General features: G+C 56.1%; 17 protein-coding genes and 1 tRNA gene. 4 read left to right on the top strand and 14 right to left on the bottom strand.

What is annotated here, in order from left to right; all coding sequences use genetic code 11:
* Window positions 1-77: 77 nt before the first annotated feature.
* The 9 genes from HOO88_08380 to HOO88_08340 all read right to left on the bottom strand — a co-directional run bounded on the left by HOO88_08380 (window position 78) and on the right by HOO88_08340 (window position 7,337).
* Window positions 78-2,408 (bottom strand): sodium-translocating pyrophosphatase, encoded by a 2,331-nt coding sequence (locus tag HOO88_08380; protein ID NOU36771.1) that lies wholly within the window; start codon window positions 2,406-2,408, stop codon window positions 78-80.
* 101 nt (window positions 2,409-2,509) lie between these two features.
* Window positions 2,510-3,214 carry a lipoyl(octanoyl) transferase LipB gene (gene lipB / locus HOO88_08375; GenBank protein NOU36770.1) on the bottom strand — a complete coding sequence of 235 codons (705 nt, stop codon included), beginning with the start codon at window positions 3,212-3,214 and terminating at the stop codon, window positions 2,510-2,512.
* A gap of 36 nt (window positions 3,215-3,250) precedes the next feature.
* Entirely contained in the window at window positions 3,251-3,652 is a 402-nt protein-coding gene (gene gcvH, locus HOO88_08370) for a glycine cleavage system protein GcvH (GenBank protein ID NOU36769.1), read from the bottom strand.
* Window positions 3,653-3,687: 35 nt separating this feature from the next.
* Window positions 3,688-3,761: transfer RNA gene (locus tag HOO88_08365), tRNA-Cys, on the bottom strand.
* A gap of 94 nt (window positions 3,762-3,855) precedes the next feature.
* Window positions 3,856-4,695 (bottom strand): pantoate--beta-alanine ligase, encoded by an 840-nt coding sequence (locus HOO88_08360; GenBank protein NOU36768.1) that lies wholly within the window; start codon window positions 4,693-4,695, stop codon window positions 3,856-3,858.
* On the bottom strand, window positions 4,692-5,465 hold the full coding sequence (gene panB / locus HOO88_08355; GenBank protein ID NOU36767.1) for a 3-methyl-2-oxobutanoate hydroxymethyltransferase: 774 nt from the start codon (window positions 5,463-5,465) through the stop codon (window positions 4,692-4,694). Before panB ends, HOO88_08360 begins: the two co-directional genes overlap by 4 nt.
* Before the next feature lie 4 nt (window positions 5,466-5,469).
* Window positions 5,470-5,943 carry a 2-amino-4-hydroxy-6-hydroxymethyldihydropteridine diphosphokinase gene (gene folK, locus HOO88_08350; protein NOU36766.1) on the bottom strand — a complete coding sequence of 158 codons (474 nt, stop codon included), beginning with the start codon at window positions 5,941-5,943 and terminating at the stop codon, window positions 5,470-5,472.
* A gap of 103 nt (window positions 5,944-6,046) precedes the next feature.
* A complete protein-coding gene (locus tag HOO88_08345; GenBank protein NOU36765.1) occupies window positions 6,047-6,535 on the bottom strand; it encodes a peroxiredoxin in 489 nt (162 codons plus the stop codon).
* Entirely contained in the window at window positions 6,528-7,337 is an 810-nt protein-coding gene (locus tag HOO88_08340) for a diaminopimelate epimerase (protein ID NOU36764.1), read from the bottom strand. The genes HOO88_08345 and HOO88_08340 overlap by 8 nt, the downstream gene beginning before the upstream one ends.
* A gap of 29 nt (window positions 7,338-7,366) precedes the next feature.
* Here HOO88_08340 and ligA point away from each other — a divergent pair, with 29 nt between their 5' ends.
* Both ligA and HOO88_08330 read left to right on the top strand, forming a co-directional pair.
* Window positions 7,367-9,457 carry an NAD-dependent DNA ligase LigA gene (ligA, locus tag HOO88_08335; protein NOU36763.1) on the top strand — a complete coding sequence of 697 codons (2,091 nt, stop codon included), beginning with the start codon at window positions 7,367-7,369 and terminating at the stop codon, window positions 9,455-9,457.
* A gap of 62 nt (window positions 9,458-9,519) precedes the next feature.
* Window positions 9,520-10,431, top strand: a complete 912-nt coding sequence (locus HOO88_08330; GenBank protein ID NOU36762.1) for a ParB/RepB/Spo0J family partition protein — start codon at window positions 9,520-9,522, stop codon at window positions 10,429-10,431.
* A 394-nt stretch (window positions 10,432-10,825) separates the two neighbouring features.
* Here HOO88_08330 and gltX read toward each other — a convergent pair whose 3' ends face one another.
* Complete coding sequence (gene gltX, locus HOO88_08325; GenBank protein NOU36761.1) at window positions 10,826-12,130, bottom strand: glutamate--tRNA ligase; 1,305 nt, start codon at window positions 12,128-12,130, stop codon at window positions 10,826-10,828.
* 329 nt (window positions 12,131-12,459) lie between these two features.
* On the opposite strand from gltX, the gene hpt reads away from it, so the two are divergent.
* Window positions 12,460-13,005 carry a hypoxanthine phosphoribosyltransferase gene (gene hpt, locus HOO88_08320; protein ID NOU36760.1) on the top strand — a complete coding sequence of 182 codons (546 nt, stop codon included), beginning with the start codon at window positions 12,460-12,462 and terminating at the stop codon, window positions 13,003-13,005.
* 53 nt (window positions 13,006-13,058) lie between these two features.
* Here the strand turns inward: hpt and HOO88_08315 are convergent, their stop codons facing one another.
* The 3 genes from HOO88_08315 to HOO88_08305 form a co-directional block, all read right to left on the bottom strand.
* Window positions 13,059-13,652 (bottom strand): hypothetical protein, encoded by a 594-nt coding sequence (locus HOO88_08315; GenBank protein NOU36759.1) that lies wholly within the window; start codon window positions 13,650-13,652, stop codon window positions 13,059-13,061.
* Between the two features lie 157 nt (window positions 13,653-13,809).
* The gene (locus HOO88_08310) at window positions 13,810-15,258 is read right to left on the bottom strand and encodes a PQQ-like beta-propeller repeat protein (protein ID NOU36758.1); all 1,449 of its coding nucleotides are present in this window, start codon (window positions 15,256-15,258) and stop codon (window positions 13,810-13,812) included.
* 41 nt (window positions 15,259-15,299) lie between these two features.
* Window positions 15,300-16,085, bottom strand: a complete 786-nt coding sequence (locus tag HOO88_08305) for a ChbG/HpnK family deacetylase (GenBank protein ID NOU36757.1) — start codon at window positions 16,083-16,085, stop codon at window positions 15,300-15,302.
* Window positions 16,086-16,359: 274 nt separating this feature from the next.
* Between HOO88_08305 and HOO88_08300 the strand changes: the two genes are divergently transcribed.
* Entirely contained in the window at window positions 16,360-20,112 is a 3,753-nt protein-coding gene (locus tag HOO88_08300; GenBank protein NOU36756.1) for a DUF3857 domain-containing protein, read from the top strand.
* A 49-nt stretch (window positions 20,113-20,161) separates the two neighbouring features.
* Here the strand turns inward: HOO88_08300 and rpoD are convergent, their stop codons facing one another.
* A complete protein-coding gene (rpoD, locus tag HOO88_08295; protein NOU36755.1) occupies window positions 20,162-22,165 on the bottom strand; it encodes an RNA polymerase sigma factor RpoD in 2,004 nt (667 codons plus the stop codon).
* Window positions 22,166-22,183: the final 18 nt, after the last annotated feature.

Raw genomic sequence — 22,183 nt, 5'->3', positions numbered from 1 at the left:
TTGGAAAAAGTTTCCAGCGTTTGGAAATAAAAAAGGCCGCCCTGGTGGGCGGCCTTTCGCTTTAAGTTCCGGAGAACTTACTTAACGGTAATGGTGGCGATGTGGAGCCATTCCTGAACAACCGGAGCGAATTTCACGACAACCGGTGTGAAAACGACGCTGACCATGGCCATCAGTTTGATGAGAATGTTCAACGCCGGTCCGCAGGTGTCTTTGCACGGATCGCCGACGGTGTCGCCGATAACGGCCGCGCCGTGCACCGGGTTCTTGCTGCCGTCCGGCAGACGTTTGCCGCCGTGAGCGCCGCGTTCGATATATTTCTTGGCATTGTCCCATGCGCCACCCGCGTTGTTGAGCATGCAGGCCAGCACAAATCCAGTGCTCATTCCGCCCGCGAGCAGACCCATCACACCGGGAACGCCGAGAATCAAACCGGTTGCAACCGGAACGATGATAGCCATCAGTGACGGGATCAGCATTTCGCGCTGAGCGCCGGCGGTGGAAATGGCGACGCAACGGGCATAGTCAGGCTTTTGCGTGCCTTGCATGATGCCGGGAAACTCTTTGAACTGGGCGCGGACTTCTTCGACCATTGAACCGGCGGCGCGACCGACGGCTTTCATTGACATGGCGCAGAATACAAAGGCCATTACACCGCCGAGGAACAGACCGCAGATGAGCAGCGGGTTCATAATGTGCAGCTCAAACGGGCCGACAAACTGCATGATATCAGCCCTCTTGGCCACTTCCGCGGTAAAGCCCATGAACGTGCCGTCGGCTGCGCCGGCGGCCAGTTTGCCGATCCACATTTTGACTTCTTCGATGTAGGCAGCCAGTAGAGCCAGCGCGGTGAGTGCAGCCGAACCGATGGCGAAGCCTTTGCCGGTGGCGGCAGTGGTATTACCGAGCGAGTCGAGTGCATCGGTGCGTTCACGTACTTCCGGCGACAGATGAGCCATTTCAGCGTTGCCGCCGGCATTGTCGGCGATCGGGCCGTAAGCGTCGGTGGCGAGCGTGATGCCCAGCGTGGCCAGCATACCTACAGCAGCGAAACCGATGCCGTAGAGACCCATAGACATGTCGTGGAAGCCGCCCGCGAAACCGAAGGAGCAGATGATGCCGATGATGATGGTGATGACCGGAATACCGGCGGAATACATACCAGCGGCAAGACCGTCAATGATCACGGTAGCCGGGCCCATAACGGCCTGTCCGGCAATGCCGCGGGTCGGCTTATATTCGTCGGAGGTGTAGTATTCCGTGGCCTGACCGATGATAACCCCGGCAAACAGACCGGAGATAACGGCCAGAACAATGCCGCCAGCGATCATGTCTAGTTTCCACATACCGACGAGCGCCAGCACAATAAAGACAGAGCTACTGAGCGTACCGGTGAGCAGCGCGCGAAGCAGGTTTTTCTGGGAGGCGCCTTCTTTACAGCGGACGAGGAACATCCCGGCGATGGAAAGGAGCGTGCCGACACCGGCCACGATCATCGGCGCAGTAACCAGTCCGACAGCAGCTTCAACAGTGCCCGTTCCTTGCATAACGCGGTATGCACCGACGGATGCGCCGAGCGCGGCGGTGGCGAGAATGGAGCCGCAATAGGATTCATAGAGGTCAGCGCCCATACCAGCGACGTCGCCGACGTTGTCACCGACGTTGTCGGCGATGGTGGCGGGATTGCGCGGATCGTCTTCGGGAATGCCCGCTTCAACTTTACCGACGAGGTCGGCTCCGACGTCTGCGGCTTTGGTGTAGATGCCGCCGCCGACGCGGGCAAAGAGAGCCTGCGTGGAAGCACCCATACCGAAAGTAATCATGGTGGTGGTGATGGCAACCAGCTTGTCAGAGACCGTGCTGCCCGCCGAAACAAACGTCATGCCGAAGCCGGTCAGCCCGTTCGCCATATTGGCATCGGTATAAACCAGCTTGTCGAGAACCCAGTACCAGATACAGATATCGAGCAGACCGAAGCCGACCACGACAAGACCCATAACCGCGCCGGAGCGGAACGCAACCTGTAAGCCACGATTAAGGCTTTCGGAGCAGCCCTGCGCCGTACGCGAGGAAGCGGCAGTCGCAGTCTTCATACCAATGAAGCCGCAGAGACCGGAAAAGAAACCGCCGGTCAAGAAGGCGATCGGAACAAAGGGGTTCTGAACACCGAGGAAAGCGAGCACCTGCAAAATGAGAAACAGGACAAGAAACACCAGCGCGACCACTTTATACTGCCGAGACAGATAGGCCATCGCGCCTTCGCGGACGTATCCCGCGATTTCGATCATGGTGGCGTTGCCTTCGTTCGCCCCCATCATTTTCTTGTAGAAGTAAACGGCAAAGCCCAATGCAAGAATCGACGCAATCGGTGCGATCCACCACAGGGCGGGAATAACTGATACGCTCATGAGCACTCCTTTTCTGGTTGCAGGGAAAAGATAAAATAAACTCTTCCCCAGTTTTACATATTGGGCGCAGACGATACGGATCAAGAAGAAGCTCGGCAAGGCTAAGATGGAAAAATTATTTCGCGCAGCATTACCGGAGCCTTTTCCGGTGTTTGAAAAATTTTAAGGTCACGAGCGCAGACTTCGGAAAAGTTGGCGAGAAGCCGGTCGCGGACGGCTTCCATCGGCGGGCAGGCGTCGCCCAGAACGGTCTGCATCGAAGCAACCGGCTGACCGACCAGTCCGCACGGCACGATGGTTTGGAAACCAGATAGGTCAAGGCTGACGTTAAAGCTCATGCCATGGAACGAAACCCAGCGTTTAAGACGGAAGCCGATGGCCGCGACCTTCCCATGATCTGTCCATGCACCGTTTTTGCCTTCGCGCCGGAATCCGGCGATACCGAAATCGGCCAGCGTACGCAAAGCGACCTCTTCCAAATTCCAAAGGTAGCCGTGCGAGTCGGCATCAGAACCGCCGAGATAAATGATTGGGTAAAGCACCCACTGCCCCGGCGCATGATAGGTCACGTCGCCGCCGCGTTCAGCGTGAAATACTTCGATGCCGAGAGCTTTATACTCCTCCGGCGTTTTGAGCAGATAGTTGTCGCGGCCGCGGTTGCCGAGCGTAATCGTCGGCGTGTGCTGGAGAATCAGAACCGTGTCAGGAATTTCATCAGCCTGCCGCGCTGCGAGCAGGCGGCGCTGCATGTCGAGTCCGGCTTGATACGGCACCGGCTCGTCAAATTGCAGGGCCCAGGCTTTCATATAAAACAAAAAAGGGCGGCCGCGCCGCCCTTCGGGTTAGTCTTCTTCGACGTCGCCGCCTTCGTCGCAACTCTCGGCGTACTCTTCGGCGCTCATGAGATTGTCAACGTCTTCCTCTTTGCGCAGTTCAATCTTGAAGAGCCAGCCGGCATCGTAGGGACTGGCGTTGATCATGTCGGGCGAATCTTCGAGGTCGCCGTTCACTTCCACGATCGTACCGGCTACCGGAGCATAAATGTCGGAAGCGGCTTTGACGGATTCGACCACGGCGACTTCATCACCGGCTTCGACTTCGCGGCCGACATCGGGAAGTTCAACAAAGGTGATGTCCGAGAGCTGGCTCTGGGCAAAATCGGTGATTCCCACGGTGGCTATGTTCTCGTCGATTCTCAGCCATTCATGAGTCTTCGCATAATACAGGTCATTCGGTACTGCCATTTTCTTTCTCCTTCGATGAGCTCCCTATTCAAATCTGGAGGCGCGAAGCGGAATTGAACCGCTCTAGCAGGTTTTGCAGACCCGTGCCTAACCTCTCGGCCATCGCGCCCTCGTAAAGGCCCACCAATGTAATGAGCTAAACGATTGTTTAAAGGAAAATTTTCCAAAATCGTATTTTAATTTCCCGGCGCCCGGAACGCCTCTCAGCGAAGCACGGCATTATCAATCAACCGCGCACCGGAAAACTTCACGGCCAGCGCCAATAGCGCCGGTTTTTCAAGCGTGCGGACGGGCTGAAGCGTCTCGTCGTCAACGAGTTCAATATAATCCACGCGGCCCGACGTCTCCTCAATCACTGCGCGCACCGCCGCGCCGATCTTTCCGGCATCGCGCTCGCCCGCCGTAAACAGCGTCTTGGCCTTCTCCAATGACTGGGAAAGACAGGCCGCCTCTTTGCGCTCGGCTGGCGTCAGATATTTGTTACGAGAACTCATGGCGAGGCCGTCGGCTTCACGAACCGTCGGCGCGGCAATGATCTTCACGGAAAAGTTCAGGTCGCGCACCATGCGGCGCAAAACGCGCAGTTGCTGGGCGTCCTTTTCGCCCAGCACCATATAGTCCGGCTGAACAATATTCAGCAGTTTGGCGACAATCGTGCAAACCCCGCGGAAGTGGCCGGGGCGTGCCGCGCCGCACAGCACCGTGGAAAGTGACTCCTCGGACAGCCAGAGACTGTGGTCGTCGAGATACATATTCTGCGATGTGGGATAAAAGAGAACGTCCGCGCCCGCTTCGCGGCAGAGCTTTTCGTCGCGTTCAAAGTCGCGCGGATAGGCGGCGAGGTCTTCGTTCGGCCCGAACTGAGCCGGATTAACAAAAATGCTGACAACCACGACGTCGGCGTATTCCTTGGCAATCCGGATCAGCGAAAGGTGGCCTTCGTGCAGATAACCCATCGTCGGCACGAAGCCGATGTATTCGCCGGACTGGATCAGTAGCCGCGCCTGCTTCTGCATCTCTTCGGGAGATTCAATAATTTTCATAACGGAAACCCGCCCTGCTCAACCTCTTTCCTGTAAGCAGAGAGTGCGGACTCAATCTGCGGCTTGAGGTCGGCGAACTTCTTGACGAAGCCGGGAACATGGCCGTGCCCCATACCAAGCACGTCAGTGAAAACCAGAATCTGTCCGTCGCAGTGCGGCCCGGCGCCAATTCCAATGGTTGGAACTTTAAGGGCGGCGGTGATTTTCTCCGCCAGCTCCGCCGGTACGCATTCCAGCACGATGGCAAAAACGCCCGCCTGTTCCAGCGCCAGCGCATCGTCGAGCAGCTTGCGGGCCGACTCATCGGTCTTGCCCTGCATCTTGAAACCGGTTTCCTTAACGCTCTGCGGCGTCAGCCCGATATGACCGAGCACCGGAATGCCGTTGGCGACCAGTTTCTCAATCAGATCGGCCCGCATCGCGCCGCCTTCGATTTTTACGGCATCGGCGCGACCTTCTTTGATGAATCGTCCGGCATTTTCCAGCGCATGCTCCAGCGTTCCCTGATACGACATGAACGGCATATCGGCAACAACCAGCGCATCTTTCACACCGCGCGAAACGGCGGCGGTGTGGTGAACCATTTCATCCATCGTCACCGGCAGCGTTGTTTCGTAGCCAAGCACCGTCATCGCCAGCGAGTCGCCGACCAGAATCAGCGGAATGCCCGCTTCATCCACATACCGCGCACTCAGCCAGTCATACGCCGTCAGCGCCGTGATTTTGGTCAGCCCTTTAAGCGCTTTAATTTTTACCGCCGTCATCTTCATAACTTTACCACCGCTCTGAGAAAATCCGAACATCATCATTATCCATCATGCTCGCAAGAACTTTCCGTACCGGTTCATCCGTGCCGGGTAGCACCAGTTCCGGGCGGACGTCCGCCAGCGGCTGAACCACGAAGCGGCGCTCCGCCCAGCGGGCGTGCGGCACTTTCAGCAAATCGCTATCGACCATCTGGTCGCCGCAGAAAATGATATCAATATCCATGGTTCGAGGGGTATTACGGTCTTCTGTCCGGACTCGGTGCAGAGCTTTTTCGATCTTCTTGATTTTCTGCAACCACTCTTCCGCCGTGTACGGACTCTGTACAATCAGCACCGCGTTGAGAAACTTCATCGCTTTGTACTCCGGTTTCACGCCCACCGGTTCGGTTTCATAAACCGCAGACTGGTCAACAAATTTGACCTGCGGGTCCAGCAGAATCCGAGCTTTCGCCTGCCGAAGCAGGTGTAGCCGTCCACCCATATTTGATCCAAGACAAAATCCCGTCTCCGTCATTTGCTCTGCCTCCATCCTACGGGGTCAGGCCTTGACTTTTGCCATTTTGGCAAAAGTCAAGGCCTGACCCCTATTCTTTGTGCGCCTCCAGAAATTCCAGAACCTTGGCGGGATGCTCGTCCGCCTTCGCCACTTTTTTCCAATGTTTTGAAACATTTCCATCTGGCCCGATAATCACCGTCGAGCGGATCGTGCCCATGACCATCTTCCCATACTGCATCTTTTCACCAAACGCACCGTACTTCCGCATCACGCGGGTATCGGGGTTGGAAAGCAGCACAAACGGGAGTTTGAATTTTTTAATAAAACTGCTGTGCGAGATCTGGCTGTCTCGACTGACTCCCAGCACCACTGCGTTGAGTTTCTTGAACCGGATCCGCAGATCGCTGAATCCGCATGCCTCTTTGGTGCAACCGGGAGTGTCGTCCTTCGGATAAAAGTAGAGCACCACGGTTTTTCCAAGATAATCGGCAGGGGAATGTTCTTTCCCGTCACTGCCGCTCAGCGTAAACGCCGGAGCCGGTTTGCCGACTTTAACTGTTATTTTATTTCTATCCATATTCAACGCTCCCTTCAAAAACATATTCAGCCGGGCCGGTCAGCGTCACGCCAACCGCGCCATCATCCGTCAGCAACCCATCCACAACCAGCACATCGCCGCTGGCAACATGCACACGAACCGGCAGTTTTGCCCAGCCGTTTTTTGCGGCAATCAGCGCACAGGCCGTCACGCCGGTGCCGCACGCTGGCGTTTCCGCCTCCACGCCGCGCTCATACGTCCGGACGTTCAATTCGCCGCCCGGTAATTTTTCCATAAAATTCACATTGGTGCCTGCGGGCGCAAACTGCCGGTGACGTCGCACCGCCGAGCCGACTTCCTGCACATCCACATCGCGCAGTTCGCCAGTGCGGATCACCGTATGCGGCACACCGGTATTTACAAAGCCGTACATCAGGGTCCGTCCGGCCAGATCCAGCGAACCGTTCAGCACCCAGCCGGACGGCTCCGTCATCCACAGACGCACGCCCTTTTGCATCACCTGCGCCTGAAGCTGCCCAGCCTTGGTTTCAATCGTCATCTTCTTCCCGGCGACTCCCAGATCGAACGCCAGCCGCGCAACACAGCGCGCGCCGTTACCGCACATATCGGCCTCGCCGCCGTCCGGATTAAAAAATCGCATAAAGAAGTCAGCCGATTCCGACTTCTGAATCAAAATGACTCCTTCCGAACCGACGCCGGAATGCCGGGCCGCAATGTGCGCAATAAACGCCCGGTCGGCGGCGGGGAATCCGCCGCGCCGGTCGTCGAAAAGCACGAAATCGTTCTGCGCTCCGTGCATCTTCCAGAATTTAATTTTCATGGAAAAAGTCCCGTGATAGCTTCTGCCCGATGAGCAACGCATTAAACAGCACCGAAGCCCGAAAAGAAACCGAAAAACTGCGTGCCGAAATCGAGCGCCACAACCGCCTTTACTACGTCGAGGCCGCGCCAGAAATCTCCGACCGCGACTACGACGCCCTTCTCAAGCGCCTCGAAGCCCTCGAAAAACAGTTTCCCGAACTGGCGACGCCCGACAGCCCGACCCGCCGCGTCGGCGGCGAACCGCTCAAAGGCTTCGAAAACGTCCGGCATACTGTACCGATGATCAGCCTCGCGAACACTTACAACAAAGAGGAACTGGTCGAATTCGATGGGCGGGTCAAAAAGCTGCTCGGCGGCACGCCCTATTCCTACATTCTCGAACCGAAGATCGACGGCGTCGCCATTTCGCTCCGCTACGAAAACGGACTGCTCGTTCGCGCCGTCACGCGCGGCGACGGCACCACCGGCGACGACGTCACCGCCAATGTCCGCACGATTAAATCGATTCCGCTTCGCCTGACAAACAATCCGCCGGAAATTCTGGAAGTGCGCGGCGAAGTTTACATGACGCGCAAAGGATTCGCCGCACTCAACGAAGAACGGCAGGAGGCCGGACACGAACCGTTTGCCAATCCGCGCAACGCCTGCGCCGGTTCGCTTAAACAGCTCGACCCGCGCATTGTCGCCCGGCGTCCGCTCGACGCCGTTTTCTACGGCCTCGGCGAATGCTCTGCGGATTTCGCGACTCATCAAGAAATGCTCAAGGCTCTCACTCATTACGGCCTGCGCATCACCCCGCAATTCTGGATTTGCGAAGCAATCTCCGGCGTGCTCGAAAAGCTGGATGTTCTCGTAGGCATGAAACGCAGTTTCCCCTTCGAGATGGACGGCGGCGTCATCAAAGTCAACCAGCGCGACCTCTACGAACCGCTCGGCTCGACCGCCAAAAGCCCGCGCTGGGCCGTCGCCTATAAATACGAACCGGAGCAGGCCGAAACACTGCTCAAGGAAATCACCATTCAGATCGGCCGCACCGGCGTACTGACGCCGGTCGCCGAACTCGAACCGGTACAGCTCGCCGGAACGGTCGTTAAGCGCGCCACGCTCCACAACGAAGACGAAATCAAACGCAAAGATATCCGCGTCGGCGACCGCGTAATCGTCGAGAAGGCCGGCGAAATTATTCCGGCGGTCGTGCGTGTCGTCACCGAAAAGCGCACCGGCAAAGAAAAGCCGTTCGATATGCAGGCCGCCTGCAAAGCGCTCGGCATCAATCCGGTCAAAAACGAAGGCGAAGTCGCCTGGCGCATCGACGATCTGCACCATCCCGCCATGCTGAAACGCTGGCTGACCTATTTCGCTTCGCGCAACGGCATGGACATTGACGGCCTCGGCGAATCGATCGTTGAGCAGATTGTTGACGCCGGACTGGTCAAAGGCCCGGCCGATCTCTACGACCTGAAAAAATCCCAGCTTCTCGGACTCGAAGGGTTCAAGGAAAAGAAAGCGCAAAACCTGATCGACGGAATCGAAGCCAGCAAGTCGCGACCGTTCGACCGGATTATTTTTGCGCTCGGTATCCGCCACGTCGGCAGCGGTTCGGCGCGGGTTCTGGCGCAAAGTTTTTCCGATATTGAAAAGCTGATGGCCGCCGACATCCAGACTTTGGAACAGATCCGCGACATCGGCCCGGTCGTCGGCAAAAGTATCTGCGACTTTTTCCAAACTCCGGCCAACCGGAAACTGGTCGAACGGTTGCAGTCCGCCGGCGTTAACTTCGCGCAGACCGCCAAAACCGCCAGCGACGAATTCGCGGGCTTGACGTTCGTGCTGACCGGCACGATGGAAAGTCTGAGCCGCGAAGAAGCGGGCGAACAGATCCGCGCCCGTGGCGGCTCCGTCACTTCCAGCGTTTCAAAAAACACTTCCTACGTCGTCGCTGGCGACAAAGCTGGCTCCAAGCTGACCAAAGCCGAAGAACTCGGCGTTAAGGTTCTTGACGAAAAGCAGTTTCTGACTTTGCTTGGCAACGTAGAGGCGACGCCCTCGTCGCCTCAGAACGCGACGGGGGCGTCGCGTCTACAAAAAGAAAAATCCGGCCAAGGCGAGCTGTTCTGAACAAAAACTTTCCCATCCGTGCTCATTCGTGTTATTCGTGGGCACTTACAACGAGGTAATTTATGGCTAAAAAAATGGGTTTAGGTCGCGGGCTGGATGCGCTTATTCAGGAAAAGAAGGTAACGGCTCCCGTCATGGATGCTCCGGCTCCGGATAGTACCGGCATCACGAAGATCGCCGTTGGCCGGATTAAAGCCAACCCGATGCAGCCGCGCCGCATCTTCCGCGACGAACAGCTCAGCGAACTGATCGCATCCGTCAAGGAACACGGCATCCTCCAGCCCCTGCTCGTCCGGCAGAAGGAAAAACATTTTGAACTGATCGCCGGGGAACGCCGCCTGCGCGCCGCCAAAGCCGCCAACCTGCCGGAAGTGCCGGTTATCCTGCTCGATATCGGCGACCAGGAAGCGCTCGAAATCGCGCTGATCGAAAACTTACAGCGCGACGATCTCAACCTGATGGAAGAAGCCGAAGGCTACCGCGAACTGGCCGATAAGTTTAAGCTGACTCAGGATCAGGTCGCCAAACGCGTCGGCAAAGCCCGCGCCAGCATCGCCAATATCCTCCGCCTGCTCGACCTGCCCGCCGGAATCCGCAAGATGCTCGAAGGCGGACAAATTTCCGCCGGACACGGCAAAGTGCTCCTCGGCGTAGAGATTGATGCGGAAAAAGAACTGCTCGCCCAGCGCATTATCCGCGAAAGTCTCTCCGTCCGGGCCTTGGAAAAAATCGTCGAACGGCTCAAGAAACCAACCAAAAAGCCGCGCGCCGAAAAAACCGACCTGCCGATTGATTACGTCCGCCACCTCTCCGAAAAACTGCACCAGCACTTCGGCACGGCGGTACACATCAGCTCGACCAAAACGCTCTCCAACGGCAAAAAGGTCAAAGGCTCCATCCAGATCGACTACTACAACAACGAAGACCTCACCCGCGTCCTCGAGATTCTTGGAATCAGCTCGGATGATTTATAAAATGACCGCGAGATTAATTATTCTATTCCTCATGGTCGGATGCACCATTTCTGGCCAAACCACAACCAACCTGAATTCACCAAACAAAGTTGGCGTTGGTGTCAGCCTTGGTGTCTTTTGGAAGAGACTGGCCGCATGCCAAACCTGCGGACGCATTACTACTCAGGTTATACATGGTTACAACATCGACGGCACTCTCTGGAAAGGACATGCCTGCGGCTGCAAAGGATGGCAATGTCTCGAGTGCAAAGCGATTAGCGAGAATAAATCAGAATGTTGCCGGTAGAGTGTCCGGCAACCATAAGCTGATTTGGATTAAGCCAACTTTTTCTTCAAGTCGCCGAGTTCGATGGGATGGGCGCGACCTTTTACAGCATCCTTAGTTGCTGAAACTTTAAACTCTGAAGCGGGCGATGGTTTTGCGGATGCGGCTCAGTGTCGCGTCTTTGCCGAGGATCGCCAGTACCGGCGCGAGGTCGGGGCCGGACTGCTGACCGGAAACAGCGATACGCAGTGGCGGCATGACGTCGCCGAATTTAAGTCCGCCCTGCTCGACAAAGTCGTGCAGCGCTTTATTGACGGTTTCGGCGTCAAACAGTTCCAGTCCTTGGAGAATTCCGGCGATTTTTTCCAACGTCTGGAAAACTTCCGGCTTCGCCAGTTTTTTCTCCACGGCTTTATCGTCGTAGGCAAAGTCGTCGGTGAAGAAAAAAGCGGTGGAAGGAACAATTTCTGCCGGCAGTTTGGTGCGTTCCTGCATCAGCGCAAACACGGCGTCCGCGTTTGCGCCGGGAACAACCCCGGCGGCGGCGAGTTCGTTGCGGCAGAGCGCGGCAAAGTCGGCCGGTTTCATGGCGCGCATATATTCGCCGTTCATCCAGAGCAGTTTTCGCAGATCCATCTGGGCGGGCGACGAGCGAACGGTGACCAGATCAAACGCGTCGATCATTTCGGCGCGGGTCATGACTTCGCGTTCGTCGCCGGGCGACCAGCCGAGCAGTGCGAGATAGTTGAAAAGCGCTTCGCCGAAAAATCCTTTGGTCTGGAAGTCGCCGACAAAGGCGTCGCCGTCGCGTTTGGAATAGGGCTTGCCCTGCGCGTTGATGATCATCGGCAGATGGGCGAACTGCGGAACCGGCGCACCGAGCGCTTTGTACAGCGCGATATGGCGGAAGGTGTTTTCGACATGGTCGTCGCCGCGGATGACGTGGGTGATTTTCTGTTCGATGTCGTCCAGCACGTTGGCGAGGTGGAACACCGGCGTACCATTGGAACGGACGATCACGAAGTCGGCCATGTCGGCGGCGGATTTCTTGAGCGTGCCTTTGACGAGGTCGGTAAATTCGACATCGGTTCCGGGCATTTTAAAGATGATGCACTCGCCCTGCCCGGTTCCGCCTTTGTCTTCTTTGTAGGCATGGCCTGAAGCCAGCAGTTTTTCGGCGGCAGCGAGGTGGGCGTCCATGCGGGTGGACTGATAGAGCGGGGTTTCATCCACGTTGAGGCCGAGCCAGTCCATGGCTTCAAGAAGCGTCTTGATGGCTTCCGGCGTGGAGCGTTCGCGATCGGTGTCTTCAACGCGAAGCAGGAACTGTCCGCCGGTGTGGCGGGCGTAGAGCCAGTTGAAGATGGCGGCGCGCATGTTACCGATATGAACATGGCCGGTCGGACTGGGGGCAAAGCGGGTGCGTGTTTTCATGGCGGTATGGTATACGGGATGCAGGATGCAGGATGCAAGAGGCGAGTTGGTTATTTCCCGTACGTTTCGTAGATCGCCTGCCGGACGGGACAGGTGCAGAAAAATTTGCTCCCAAACGGAAACTTGTAGGCGCACGGCTCCGAGTCATGGCAGATAAACCGGCGCGGGCCGACCACCTGCGCCTGAGGTTCGGACAGATCGCCTGTCAGGCACCGGTATCCCCGATTGCACCGGTCGGCAAGATCCAGGATCTCTCTGGTAATTTTGAGTTCCATCGGACGCATGTTAAACTTAAAGTCGGCCCAGTGCAACCAACGGAGAAAGATTTTATGAGACCGCACCACATCCGCGAAGTGCTGTTTACCAGCGAGCAGATTCAGCAGCGCGTGCAGACGCTGATTGAAGAAATCGCCAAAACCTGCGAGGCCGAAAATCTGGTCATGCTGGGTATTCTGCGCGGCAGCTTTATCTTTCTGGCCGATCTGGTGCGCGGCTTTGCGGCGCACGATCTGCACCCGCGCATCGACTTCATCACTCTGTCAAGCTACGGGAGCGGAATCGAATCAAGCGGTACGGTAAAAATCCTGCACGATACCCGCGAAGATTTACGCGGCGCAGACGTGGTGATCGTGGACGACATTCTCGACAGCGGACGTACACTCGCTTTTGCTAAAAAGCTTTTCATGGAACGCGGAGCCCGCTCGGTGAGAACCTGCGTGCTGCTGGACAAAACAACCGGACGCGCGGTTGAGATGACGGCGGATTACACGGGGTTTCCGGTCGGCGACGACTTCGTGGTCGGCTACGGTCTTGACTACGACAACCGCTACCGCGAACTGCCGCACATCGCCAAAGTCCTATTTCTGGAAAAATAAAACGGCCTTCCCCGAAATTCAGGAAAAGCCGTTTCAACGTGCAATTTGGTTATTTACTCAACCAGATCAATCATTTGACTGATCGTGTCATCGCCGCTGTTGCGTTCTTCAACTTCTTCTTCCGCCGGACGCGACTGCGGCTGATTGCTGCCGCGATTCGGACGGGGGCCGCGATCACGGTCGCGGTCGCGACGGTTATTGCGCTGCGGGCGGTTGTTATAATTGTTTCCGCCGTTATTTTCGCCCTGCTCGCTGCCGTCATCCAACAGTTTACGGAAGGTCGAGACGCGTAGCGTGCTGCCACCGGAGCGGATCACGCGGGCTTCGAGCGCAACGTCTTCTGTCACCAGCACACCGGCTGAACCGGCCTGCCTGAGTGCGGCGAGCAGTTCTTTGCTCAGCTTTTCTTCGGTCTTGGTGTAGCGCACACGTACGCCTTCGAACACCTTGTTGTGCGGTGCTTTATCCAGCGGCGAGCCGACCAGTACGGCGGTGGCTTGCAGTTTTTCACGCTGCACGAAGCGGGACAATGCACGCAGGATCTGGAGTTGCTGACGCGGCGCGACATATCCGCGCATACCTTTGGTTTTCAGTACGGCGGCTGTATCAACCACCAGTACGCTTTTTGCTTTGCTGAAGAGCCCCATGGTTCTTCCTTTCTCTGTTCAGGGTTACTGCGGCGCCGTTTCAATCAGACAACAAGAATGGGCTGGCGACGCGTTCTGTAAAGCGGGGGAAGTTACCGGAGCCGGAACGCCGGAGCAAGCCCGGATTCGAGACCGTTTTATTCCACCCTCATCACGCCTACCGGGCGGGCGCCGCTGTCTTTTCGGCAGACAAGAGGGGCGCAGACCCCTCACGCTTTGTCCCGTCGAGCGCCACGCACAACACTTCACCGGCCGTTGTGCGGCAATAGAGCCGCCGGTCGGCCAGCGCCATGCGCGGCCACCACTGGCAGTTCGGCTCCTCCACTTTGAGGCGCAGGTGTGAAATTTCGCGGTATTGCTCAGGCGACGCTTCGGCCAGAATGAGATCGCCGAATCCGGTCAGGATGATGAGTTTGCTGTCGGCGGCAATCAGCTGCGCCTGCTGGGGCGGCCCATCAGGCTGCTCGCGATATTCCGGCGCCGTCCATTTCATCTCGCCGGATGCGAAATCCAGACAGCGCATCATCGGTTTGCGCTTTTCTTCGAAATCGTAGCCTGATGTGCCGTAGAGAAAGCCCTGATAGAGAGCCATGTTGGCAAAATGATTTTTGAGATTCCAGCTGTCCCATATCTTCTTTGCACCGTCTGCACCGACTTCAAGCAGCAACCCGCCGGGGTTGCTATAGACGGTTGAAATAAAAATACGAGTCCCCTGAACGATGGGCTTGGGCGCCACTTCGCCGGTAAACGTCTGGAGGGGATAAGTCCAAAGCACGGCTCCTGTCTCGATGTCGAGACCCATGACACCGGCGCCGGTGAAATAAACAACCTGCGTGCGATCTCCAAGTGTAAGCGTAACCGGCAGAGAATAGCCGTCCCAGCGATGTTTATCCTCTTCCCTTCTCACAGTACTGCCACCACGCCAAATCACTTCGCCCGTCTGCTTGTTCAACGCCACCAGACAGCCGTCATCCTGAAACAGCGGAACGATGACCTTTTCCTCAACGATGAGAGGCGGGCAGGAATAGCCGAACTTTGGCGGAACGGCCTTGAAACGCTCGCGAAGACCGGCGCTCCAGCGCACCGTGCCGTCGCGAACCGACAGACAGGTCAGCACGCCTGTATGATCCAGAACATAAAGCCATTCGCCGTCAACGGTCGGTTCGGCCTTCGGGCCGTACCATGCACCCACGTTGGGATTCATTTCCTTGCTCCAGTGCCAGGACTGAAACCTGGCGGGGACGCGATAGCGATGCACCCAAACGGCTTGTCCTGTGGCCGCATCGAGCCGGTAGATGGCGATCTCGGCATCCGTGGCGTCATCGGCGCGGCAAACCGCCCCCCGTCCGTTGGCTGTTTTTTTCGCCATCTTGAAGCCGTCGGAAATACTGACGGTGAAAACGCTCCCGGAAGAAACCGAAACGCCAGCAAAGCCGGGAGACACCTGAGTGCGCCAGAGGACCGGGTCGCCGCCAGCGGAAAAATCTGTCACGATCCCTTTTTCGGCAGACTGGAAATTGGCATCGGGACCTCCGGCGCAGGGCCAGTCGGCGCCGCGAGCGAGAAGTCCGCCTCCGGTTGCGGCCAGAAGAACAAGAGCGCTCATAAGGATTTCACGGAGGCGCTTCATTGATTCCCCCGTTCTCCCTATTCGAAGTCGCCATACCCAACCAGCCGGATATGATCGTGTTCTCTGATGTACTTAATCACCTCAAGGTTCGTTAATACATTCGTTACCGTTTCGCGCTTAGAGGCAACGTTGTCGTCGGCCGAGTAGCCCAAAGATTGCATTTCTTCGGTGTTTTGGGCGGGATGATCAATAAATATGTAGTTGCCCGGTTTCAATTCCGACAGGGTTTTCAAGGTAGCCTTAACCGCCAGGCCTACGGTTGTATCACTTTTGTCATCCCAAAACCTGATTTGCGTTACGTTTTGTTTTTTGCCCCAGTTGGAGTTCCGATATTCATTACCCCAATAAATTAAACGGTACTCAGCGGCCAGCTTTCGTATGCAAGTTTCAATGATATCGCCGCAACTCGAGAACCCCATGTGCAACGTGATGTGATTAGTTTGCGGCAGATGGTTGAGGATCAATTCAATTTGCGCCCTTAACTCCCGTTCGATTTCGTTAATGTCCCACTTTTGATCGTTCAGAGCGTCGCTTACTGCTTTCTCCTTTTTGTTCCATACCTGCTTAAAGAAATAGCCATTGGCATCGGTAATACTTGGACAATGAGTTAATGGCCGCCACTTGTAATTTGTCCATTCGGCATTCAGGGTCAGGTGTATACCCAGCTCAATATTTTCGACGCCTTTAAGCATTGAAACCGCTTCCATAAAATACGGACAAGGTGCCATTACCTCGATCGCGGTGGTGATACCTTGCATGTAAGTTAATTGACACCCCGCATTACTGGCATGGTTTAATCCCATGTCATCGCTCCGTATGATTATATTTACGGGAAAGTGATCGGTCATCGCATTCAACCCTTTCTTATCTGAGGATCAGCCTCGTTTCTGACATCCAATATAACCGCCTACACATGGACGGTTCTAACAGGTTCATAATCCACCGGCAAAATATTTTCCGAACAGATAAAAACTGTCTCCGCCCTGTGAACTGCGGCTATTGTTTTTACCGGCGGGCCGGGATTGTGTTCAACGGCTTCTGCCGCTAGCATACCCGCCTGTAAAACTCCGGAGTCTTATGAAAAAACTGCTTTTGTTTATTCTGTCTGTCCTGAGTGCCGGGCTGTCCGCCGCTCAACTTGATCTTTCAGCGGAACTGATTCCCCGCGAAACGCTCATCGGTGCAGTGCGCTCTGCCGAAAAGTATCCGGAAGCCGACGTTCTGCTGGTCGAGGATCAAGCCCGAATCCGGTACGAAACGAACGGAACTTCCCGTTGCATTACCGATACGGCCTACAAAATTCTGACGGAAAAAGGCCGGCAGGAAAAATCGAGCCTCAGCGTCGGCTACAGCACCGATTACGGCACGATGCGTTTTGCGCGCGCCGAGGTTGTTAAGCCGGACGGACGGATCATTCCGGTTGACCTCGCGACCCAAAGCCGTGAAGCGATTAATCAGGGACAGATGGATGCCAACATTTACGACCCGAGCCAGAAAGATATCAAGCTAACGGTTCCTGATCTCGAAATCGGCGATATTCTGCGTTACACCGTCGCCAGCGAGCAGATCAAAACCGTGGTACCCGGCACATGGAGCGAGCTGTTCACGCTTGAAGACACCTTCCCGATTCTTCACGCCGTGTATGAAATTGACGCGCCCGCCGCCCTGCCTCTGGCGAAAGCCGAACTTAAAAACGAAATCCCCGGTACCGTCACCATGCGAACGGAAAAAGACGGCGACCGCATCCGCACGATCTGGGAAGTGCGTAATGTTCCGCAAATGTTCGAGGAACCGAAAATGCCGGAGCGTTATACCGCCGTACAGCGTCTGCTTCTCAGCACGATCCCTGACTGGGAGACGCTTTCGAAATGGTACTGGACACTTTCAAAACCGCGTCTGGAAGCCGTCACTCCCGCGATGAAGAGCAAAGTGCGTGAGCTGACAGCCGGAACCACGAATCGGCAGGAAAAGATCGAAGCCATTTTCCGCTTCGTCTCGCAGGACATTCGTTACATGGGCCTCACCGTCGAAAACGAAGCCCCCGGCTATGAACCGCACAATGTTTCACTCACCTTCGACAACCGGTACGGCGTTTGCCGCGACAAAGCCGCCCTGCTCGTCTCCATGCTCCGCCTTGCAGAATTCGATGCCTTCCCCGTCCTCATTTATGTCGGACCGAAAAAAGATCCGGAAGTTCCGCAGCCGTGGTTCAACCACGCCATTACCGCCGTCCGCAACGAGGACGGAAGCTGGCAGCTGATGGATGCCACCAACGAAAACACCCGCGACCTGCTTCCGGCCTACCTGTCCTACCGCAGCTATCTCGTCGCTACGCCGGAAGGCGAAACGCTGCAAACCTCGCCGGTCGTGCCGCCCGAAAAAAATCTACTCACCGTCGATGTCGATGCCGCGCTCGACGACTCCCAAACGATCTCCGCCAAAGCGGTTCTCTCGTTTAACGGAATTAACGACACCGCCTACCGCGGACGTCTCGCCGCTCTTAAGCCGGAAGAACGCGCGCCTTACTTCGAAGAACGGCTCAAGCAGGCGCTCGGCGCGGCGCGGCTCACCCGTCTTGAAATCCGTCCGGATAACGTGCGTGACACCACCGTGCCGCTCTCGGTCAGCCTGAATTTTGAAATCGGAAACGCACTGGCCGACGGATCGAATGAAGCACTGCTGCAGGTGCCGACATTGATCAATCACTTCGGACTTTTCGGTCGTGTGCTCGGCGAAGGAATCGGTCTCGATCAGCGCCGTTATCCGCTCTGCACAGAATTCACCTGCGGCATCGCCGAAACGGTTCGGCTTGACCTCAGCCGGAGCGGATTGATTCCCGCCGCATTGCCCGCCTACGAAACCATCGACACGCCGGAGCTGTATATCAGCCGCGCTGTCAGCGCGACGAACAATCTGCTCATCAGCCGTGCCAATATTCTGCTGCGCACCGTTGAGTTCAGTCCGGAGCAATATCTGACGCTCAAACAAAATCTGAAAGCCTCCGAGCGCAACGCCCGCAAGCGGATCATTCTGAAACACGGCGGCTTCCCGGCGGAAGCCGATCTGGCCACACTCGACGAAACCGTCCGGTACACACTCTACGACCGCAACAACTGGAAAGAAGATCGTACCGTCCGGCAGAAGGTGCTCACATACGCCGGCAAAAAAGAGCTGTCCGACCTCAAGTTCACCTACAACCCCGTGGTCCAGCAAACCGTTCTCATCGGCGCCACCGTCACAGCGCCGGACGGAAAGGTGAAGCACATTGATCCGGATAAAGAAGTGAATGTGATGGATGCCAAATGGACCGGTGAAGCACCGCGCTATCCGGCGGAAAAAATCATGGTGGTCAGCCTGCCCGGCGTCGAAGTCGGCAGCATTATTGAATACCGCACCGTCAGCACCTGTCGCGGACTTCCCTTCTTCTCCGCTGCCGAATATTTCTCCAAACACAACCCGCTCGTCAGCAAAACGGTCCGGGTCGAACTGCCGCACAATCTGGAACTGAAAAACAGCAACACCGATCCGGCTGCCATTCAGAGGAAAACATCGCACAAAGATAATCTGGTCATACACGAATGGACCGCGAAAAACCGTGATATGGTTAAAAAAGAAGAACGGCTGCCGCCGGAATGGACATTCGAACCGGCCGTACTTCTTTCCTGCGGAGACACGTCAGATTACGCATCCCTGATTGAAAAAACACTGATCGGCGCCGCCGGAAAAAACAAAGTTGCCTCTGCCAAAGCACACGAACTGACCCGTGGACTCAAAACCCGCCTCCAGAAAATCACCGCTCTGCGCGACTTTGCTGACCGCGCCGTCCGCGAAGCAGGCCCCGACTTTGCCGCGCTGCCGCTTTCTGCCGTTACACCGGCCGACCGGATTCTGGCCGAGGGCTACGGAAACACCGGCGACCGTGCGATCCTGCTTTACGCTCTGCTTGATGCCGCCGGACTCAGCCCGCGCTTCGTCCTCTCTTCGAGCCTGCCGCGCGCTGAAGGATTCGCCCTTCCGGCCATAAGCGTTCCGCAGCGCAAGTTCTTCGATACCGTTCTCGTTGCGGTAACCGGCGATAATAAAAAAACCATTTATCTGGGCGACAGCAGCCAGTACGCAGAACCGGGCACACTGGCTCATAGCGGTCAGCCCGCAATTGATCTGAAAAGCGGCAAACTCGAAATTCCACAGAGCGGACTTCCCGACACCGCAGAAACCGGGTTCACGCTCAGCCTTTCCGAAACCGGCGATGTGGCACTGACAAAGAAAACTACCTTCTCAGGAACTGAATTCGAAGAATTCCATAAACAGTTTGTCCAGTTCGCTCCCGAAGAACAGCGGCGGGAACACCAGAAAATGCTCAGCCAAATTTCACAATCGGCTGAAGCATCCGGTGACCTGAGCGTCTCTTACGCTTATCCCGGACAGCTTCAGTTCGCCGCTCGCCTGCCTGCCTTCGCCGTACACGACGGAGACCGAATGTATTTCAACCTGCCGGAAGGACTTGGCGATCTGCTCAACCTCAAAGCCAGCCGCCGCGAAAATCCGTTCTACATCGAGAAGCCGATCCGCAAAGTATTCAGTTATGAAATCACCATGCCTGAAGGCTGGGAGCCGGTTCTTCTCCCTGAGCCGTTCCGCATTGCGCTGCCTGCCGGCGCCGGATTCGTGGAAGTGAAAGTTTCCGCGAATAACGGACGGATATTCATTCTGCAACAGGCGCAACTCAACGCCGCCGTCATCCCGGCGGAAGAATACGACAAACTGCTGGCGCTCAACGACCGCCTGACCGGGCCGTCGGCAAAAGCAGTTCTCCTGCGGAAAAAATAAATCCAGCTGTTCGATGAACAGCTGGATTTAACAGACGCCCTCCGAACCTTTACCGTCCCTGATCGAGAAATCCTTCAAGTTTCCGGATACGGGTCGGATGACGCATCTTGCGGAGCGCTTTGGCCTCGATCTGCCGGATACGCTCGCGGGTTACGTTAAACTGGCGGCCCACTTCTTCAAGCGTACGCGGATAGCCGTCAGCCAACCCGAAGCGCAGAGTCAGAACTTCCTGTTCGCGTGCGGTAAGCGTTTCGAGCACATCACCGATTTTTTCACGCAGAAGACTGAAGGCGGTCATTTCAGACGGATTTTCGGCGGACTTGTCTTCGATGAAGTCGCCAAAGCTGGTGTCGTCGCTGTCGCCGATCGGCGCCTGCAGCGAGATGGGCTGCTGGGCAATTTTCAGGATTGCACGAACGCGTTCGACCGGCAGTTCCATTTCGTCGGCCAACTCCTCCGGTGACGCTTCACGGCCAAATTCCTGCAACAATGTTTTCTGAACACGCAGAAGTTTGTTGATGGTTTCGATCATGTGCACCGGAATGCGAATGGTGCGGGCCTGGTCGGCGATCGAACGGGTAATCGCCTGACGGATCCACCAGGTGGCATAGGTGCTGAACTTGTAGCCGCGACGGTATTCGAATTTTTCGACGGCTTTCATCAGGCCCATGTTGCCTTCCTGAATCAGATCGAGGAAGGAAAGTCCACGGTTGGTGTACTTCTTGGCGATACTGATCACGAGGCGCAGATTGGCTTCGATCATTTCAGTCTTGGCCTGAAGCCCCTTGCGAAGCCAGGTGCGCAGCAGCCGGTGATGTTCGACAAAAACGGCGGCTTCCATGTGGACTTTCCCTTCGAGTTCGCGCAGCCGTTTGCTGGCTTCGCGGATTTTCTCGTCGGCGGTTTTGGAACGGCTCTTTTCCAGCTTTTCGATTTCGGCCAGCAACTCCTGAACTTCCTTGTGGTACGAATCGACCTGCGGGACGATGTCTTCAATCGCCTTCTGTTTAAAGTGCAACTGGACGAAATATTCGGCCAGGCGCTCCTGTGAGCCGACAAACAGCTTGCGGCTCTTCTCGCGGGCGGCCTTGCTCTTTCCATGAACGGACTCAATGAAATATTTGCCAGCCAGCTCCTGATTGCGGTGAATTCCCTGAAGGACTTTCGGCAGAGCGGCAAAATAGTCTTCGCGGCACTCTACATGTTTATCGCTGACGATGCGGTCGAAACGCTGCTTGCCGGTTTCGATCTTTTCGATAACACCCAGATAAGCTTCGGTTGCACAACCAATACGGTTGAACAGGCTGGTGGTGTTGAGTTCCGCTTCTTCGATGCGTTTTGAAATTTCAACTTCCTGTTCGCGGGTAAGCAGCGGCACCTGCCCCATCTGCTTGAGATACATGCGAACCGGATCGTCGAGCACGTCGCTGCGGGCGCTTTGTTTTTCGCGCTCCTCTTTTTCCATGCGCGCTTTAAAATCTTCTACGTCATCCGAGCGGATAATTTCCACTTCCATGCTCTTGAGCAGGGCGACGACTTTTTCCGCATCTTCCGGAACGACCAGATCTTCCGGCAGAGCCTCTTCAATATCTTCATGCGTCAGAAATCCATGTTCCTGAGCGAGAGCAATCAGCTCTTTGATCTTCTCATTGCGCTCTTCGCGCAACATCACAGAGACCGGAGCATCTTCCGGCGCGGGAGCCTGCATGGCATCCAGATCGGGATTTTCGGGCATCTCCTCGTTCGGGATAGAAATCTTCGGCAACCGTTTCGCCGGCGGATTTTTTTTCGACTCGACCGGCTGTTTTTTCTCAGCGGCTTTCGTCAGGTCTTTTTTGACTTCACCTTTTTTAACGGGCAGATTTTTTTTAGTTTCAACTTTTTTGGCCGGCGGGTTTTTTTTGACTTCCTCTTTTTTCTTGGCCGGAGCTTTTTTTACCTCAGCCTTTTTGGAGGCCGGAGGCGTTTTCTTCTTAGCTGTTTTCTTTGCCGCAACTGCTTTCTTTTTGACCATGTGAAACTCCGATTTCTGGGTAAGACACAAAAATTCCATTATACGCGAAAGGCATGC

This window comes from Kiritimatiellaceae bacterium, assembly GCA_013141415.1.
Classification (GTDB): domain Bacteria; phylum Verrucomicrobiota; class Kiritimatiellia; order Kiritimatiellales; family Tichowtungiaceae; genus Tichowtungia.
This window is presented reverse-complemented; position numbering and strand designations above follow the sequence as displayed.

Excerpts from the sequence above, each read along its gene's own strand:
- HOO88_08380 (NOU36771.1), bottom strand. The coding sequence starts at position 2,408 with ATGAGCGTATCAGTTATTCCCGCCCTGTGGTGGATCGCACCGATTGCG.
- lipB (NOU36770.1), bottom strand. The coding sequence starts at position 3,214 with ATGAAAGCCTGGGCCCTGCAATTTGACGAGCCGGTGCCGTATCAAGCC.
- gcvH (NOU36769.1), bottom strand. The coding sequence starts at position 3,652 with ATGGCAGTACCGAATGACCTGTATTATGCGAAGACTCATGAATGGCTG.
- HOO88_08360 (NOU36768.1), bottom strand. The coding sequence starts at position 4,695 with ATGAAAATTATTGAATCTCCCGAAGAGATGCAGAAGCAGGCGCGGCTA.
- panB (NOU36767.1), bottom strand. The coding sequence starts at position 5,465 with ATGAAGATGACGGCGGTAAAAATTAAAGCGCTTAAAGGGCTGACCAAA.
- folK (NOU36766.1), bottom strand. The coding sequence starts at position 5,943 with ATGGGTGGACGGCTACACCTGCTTCGGCAGGCGAAAGCTCGGATTCTG.
- HOO88_08345 (NOU36765.1), bottom strand. The coding sequence starts at position 6,535 with ATGGATAGAAATAAAATAACAGTTAAAGTCGGCAAACCGGCTCCGGCG.
- HOO88_08340 (NOU36764.1), bottom strand. The coding sequence starts at position 7,337 with ATGAAAATTAAATTCTGGAAGATGCACGGAGCGCAGAACGATTTCGTG.
- ligA (NOU36763.1), top strand. The coding sequence starts at position 7,367 with ATGAGCAACGCATTAAACAGCACCGAAGCCCGAAAAGAAACCGAAAAA.
- HOO88_08330 (NOU36762.1), top strand. The coding sequence starts at position 9,520 with ATGGCTAAAAAAATGGGTTTAGGTCGCGGGCTGGATGCGCTTATTCAG.
- gltX (NOU36761.1), bottom strand. The coding sequence starts at position 12,130 with ATGAAAACACGCACCCGCTTTGCCCCCAGTCCGACCGGCCATGTTCAT.
- hpt (NOU36760.1), top strand. The coding sequence starts at position 12,460 with ATGAGACCGCACCACATCCGCGAAGTGCTGTTTACCAGCGAGCAGATT.
- HOO88_08315 (NOU36759.1), bottom strand. The coding sequence starts at position 13,652 with ATGGGGCTCTTCAGCAAAGCAAAAAGCGTACTGGTGGTTGATACAGCC.
- HOO88_08310 (NOU36758.1), bottom strand. The coding sequence starts at position 15,258 with ATGAGCGCTCTTGTTCTTCTGGCCGCAACCGGAGGCGGACTTCTCGCT.
- HOO88_08305 (NOU36757.1), bottom strand. The coding sequence starts at position 16,085 with ATGGGATTAAACCATGCCAGTAATGCGGGGTGTCAATTAACTTACATG.
- HOO88_08300 (NOU36756.1), top strand. The coding sequence starts at position 16,360 with ATGAAAAAACTGCTTTTGTTTATTCTGTCTGTCCTGAGTGCCGGGCTG.
- rpoD (NOU36755.1), bottom strand. The coding sequence starts at position 22,165 with ATGGAATTTTTGTGTCTTACCCAGAAATCGGAGTTTCACATGGTCAAA.